This window comes from Kineococcus siccus, from assembly GCF_009906795.1.
Classification (GTDB): Bacteria; Actinomycetota; Actinomycetes; order Actinomycetales; family Kineococcaceae; genus Kineococcus; species Kineococcus siccus.
This window is the reverse complement of sequence record NZ_JAAALN010000249.1, coordinates 2,079-5,583: the sequence shown is the minus strand read 5'-3', so window position 1 is coordinate 5,583 and position 3,505 is coordinate 2,079. Positions and strand designations below refer to the sequence as shown.

Here is a 3,505-nt window from a genome sequence, read left to right as displayed (position 1 = left end):
TGAGCGGTCCGGCGGTGTCCTACTCTCCCACTCAGTCTCCCGAGCAGTACCATCGGCGCTGGCAGGCTTAGCTTCCGGGTTCGGAATGAGACCGGGCGTTTCCCCACCGCTATGACCACCGGACCACAACCACCAAGGCCCGACCACCACACCCCCACACCAAACCCTTGAGCAGGGGGTGGTGGGGCGGGTTCGGTTGTACCCCGAGAACCGCACAGTGGACGCGAACAACAATGACTTACCTGGCTTTAACTCGTTGTGGTTGTAGGTAAGCGATCGGCTTATTAGTACCGGTCAGCTCCACACCTCGCTAGTCGATGCTTCCACACCCGGCCTATCAACCCTGTAGTCTGCAGGGAGCCTCTCACCCTCAAAGGGGCACGGAAACCTCATCTCGAAGCAGGCTTCCCGCTTAGATGCCTTCAGCGGTTATCCCTTCCGAACGTAGCCAACCAGCCATGCTCCTGGCGGAACAACTGGCACACCAGAGGTTCGTCCGTCCCGGTCCTCTCGTACTAGGGACAGCCCTTCTCAAGTTTCCAACGCGCGCAGCGGATAGGGACCGAACTGTCTCACGACGTTCTAAACCCAGCTCGCGTACCGCTTTAATGGGCGAACAGCCCAACCCTTGGGACCTACTCCAGCCCCAGGATGCGACGAGCCGACATCGAGGTGCCAAACCATGCCGTCGATATGGACTCTTGGGCAAGATCAGCCTGTTATCCCCGGGGTACCTTTTATCCGTTGAGCGACCGCGATTCCACACTCCACGGCCGGATCACTAGTCCCGACTTTCGTCCCTGCTCGACATGTCTGTCTCACAGTCAAGCTCCCTTGTGCACTTACACTCGACACCTGATTGCCAACCAGGCTGAGGGAACCTTTGGGCGCCTCCGTTACTCTTTAGGAGGCAACCGCCCCAGTTAAACTACCCACCAGGCACTGTCCCTGATCCGGATCACGGACCGAAGTTAGACATCCAGAACGACCAGAGTGGTATTTCAACGTTGACTCCACCACCACTAGCGTGACAGCTTCACAGTCTCCCACCTATCCTACACAAGCCGTCCCGAACACCAATACCAAGCTATAGTGAAGGTCCCGGGGTCTTTCCGTCCTGCTGCGCGTAACGAGCATCTTTACTCGTAGTGCAATTTCGCCGAGTTCGCGGTTGAGACAGCGGAGAAGTCGTTACGCCATTCGTGCAGGTCGGAACTTACCCGACAAGGAATTTCGCTACCTTAGGATGGTTATAGTTACCACCGCCGTTTACTGGCGCTTAAGTTCTCAGCGTCCCCCACACAAGGTGGAGTAACCGGTCCCCTTAACGTTCCAGCACCGGGCAGGCGTCAGTCCGTATACATCGTCTTACGACTTCGCACGGACCTGTGTTTTTAGTAAACAGTCGCTTCTCCCTGGTCTCTGCGGCCCTCAAGAGCTAGCCAGCACGTGGCTTCACCCCTCAGGCCCCCCTTCTCCCGAAGTTACGGGGGCATTTTGCCGAGTTCCTTAACCACGATTCACTCGTCGCCTCAGTATTCTCTACCTGACCACCTGAGTCGGTTTAGGGTACGGGCGGCTCGAACCTCGCGCCGAGGCTTTTCTAGGCAGCATGGGATCACCCTACTTCCCCCCTACGGGGTCACCATCAGGTCTCAGGCTCAGACATCGAAGTCAGGTCTGCGGATTTACCTACAGACCGCCCTACACCCTTGGACGTGGACAACCATCGCCACGCGGAAGCTACCCTCCTGCGTCACCCCTGTTAACACGCTTGCCTACTACCGGTTCGGGTCGCACGCTCCACCACCACCCACCCGAAGGCAGACGGGGCTTTGGGTGCTCAGCATCACCGGGTCCAGCATGGGCGGTTCTACGCCGGTACGGGAATATCAACCCGTTGTCCATCGACTACGCCTGTCGGCCTCGCCTTAGGTCCCGACTTACCCAGGGCGGATGAACCTAGCCCTGGAACCCTTGGTCAATCGGCGGACGGGATTCTCACCCGTCATTCGCTACTCATGCCTGCATTCTCACTCGTGTGCAGTCCACGACACGATCACTCGGCCGCTTCACCCCACACACGACGCTCCCCTACCCATCCACACACCTGCACCCCTCACGGGGTGGGGCTAACGCATGAATGCCACAGCTTCGGCGGTGTACTTGAGCCCCGCTACATTGTCGGCGCGGAATCACTTGACCAGTGAGCTATTACGCACTCTTTAAAGGGTGGCTGCTTCTAAGCCAACCTCCTGGTTGTCTGCGCAACTCCACATCCTTTCCCACTTAGCACACGCTTAGGGGCCTTAGCTGATGATCTGGGCTGTTTCCCTCTCGACTACGAAGCTTATCCCCCGCAGTCTCACTGCCACGCTCTCACTTACCGGCATTCGGAGTTTGGCTGACGTCAGTAACCCGGTGGGGCCCATCGGCCATCCAGTAGCTCTACCTCCGGCAAGAAACACGTGACGCTGCACCTAAATGCATTTCGGGGAGAACCAGCTATCACGGAGTTTGATTGGCCTTTCACCCCTACCCACAGCTCATCCCCCAGGTTTTCAACCCTGGTGGGTTCGGTCCTCCACACGGTCTTACCCGCGCTTCAACCTGGCCATGGGTAGATCACTCCGCTTCGGGTCTAGAGCATGCGACTGAAACGCCCTGTTCGGACTCGCTTTCGCTACGGCTTCCCCACACGGGTTAACCTCGCCACACACCACTAACTCGCAGGCTCATTCTTCAAAAGGCACGCCGTCACAGGTACAAGCCTGCTCCGACGGATTGTAGGCACACGGTTTCAGGTACTATTTCACTCCCCTCCCGGGGTGCTTTTCACCATTCCCTCACGGTACTATCCGCTATCGGTCATCAGGAAGTATTTAGGCTTACCAGGTGGTCCTGGCAGATTCACACGGGATTTCACGGGCCCCGTGCTACTCGGGAACACCACCAAAGGAGGCCACGATGTTTCGCCTACGGGGGTCTCACCCACTACGCCGGACCTTCCCAGATCCTTCGGCTACACCACGACTTTCTCACTCCCCGAACCCCCGGCAGAAGGTTCCAGCGGGTCCCACAACCCCGACCGTGCAACGGCTGCCACCTATCACACACGACCGGTTTAGCCTCATCCGCGTTCGCTCGCCACTACTGACGGAATCACTGTTGTTTTCTCTTCCTGTGGGTACTGAGATGTTTCACTTCCCCACGTTCCCTCCACACACCCTATACATTCAGGTGCGGGTGACCGCCCATGACGGCGGCCGGGTTTCCCCATTCGGACACCCTCGGATCAACGTTCGGTTGCCAACTCCCCGAGGCTTATCGCAGGCTCCCACGTCCTTCATCGGCTCCTGATGCCAAGGCATCCACCATGCGCCCTTACACACTTACACAACACCTAAAACCAACGCGTCCAAAGACACTCGATATCAGGCCACAACGAACCAAGAAATCATCACTACCACAACACACCACCCGAACGACTTCAGCCACCACCCCC

Annotated in this window: 2 rRNA genes; both read right to left on the bottom strand. The window is 57.9% G+C overall.

The window, feature by feature from the left end:
* Positions 1 to 6: 6 nt before the first annotated feature.
* Positions 7 to 123 (bottom strand): 5S ribosomal RNA (gene rrf, locus GTR02_RS19270).
* Between the two features lie 141 nt (positions 124 to 264).
* Positions 265 to 3,398 (bottom strand): 23S ribosomal RNA (locus GTR02_RS19265).
* Positions 3,399 to 3,505: the final 107 nt, after the last annotated feature.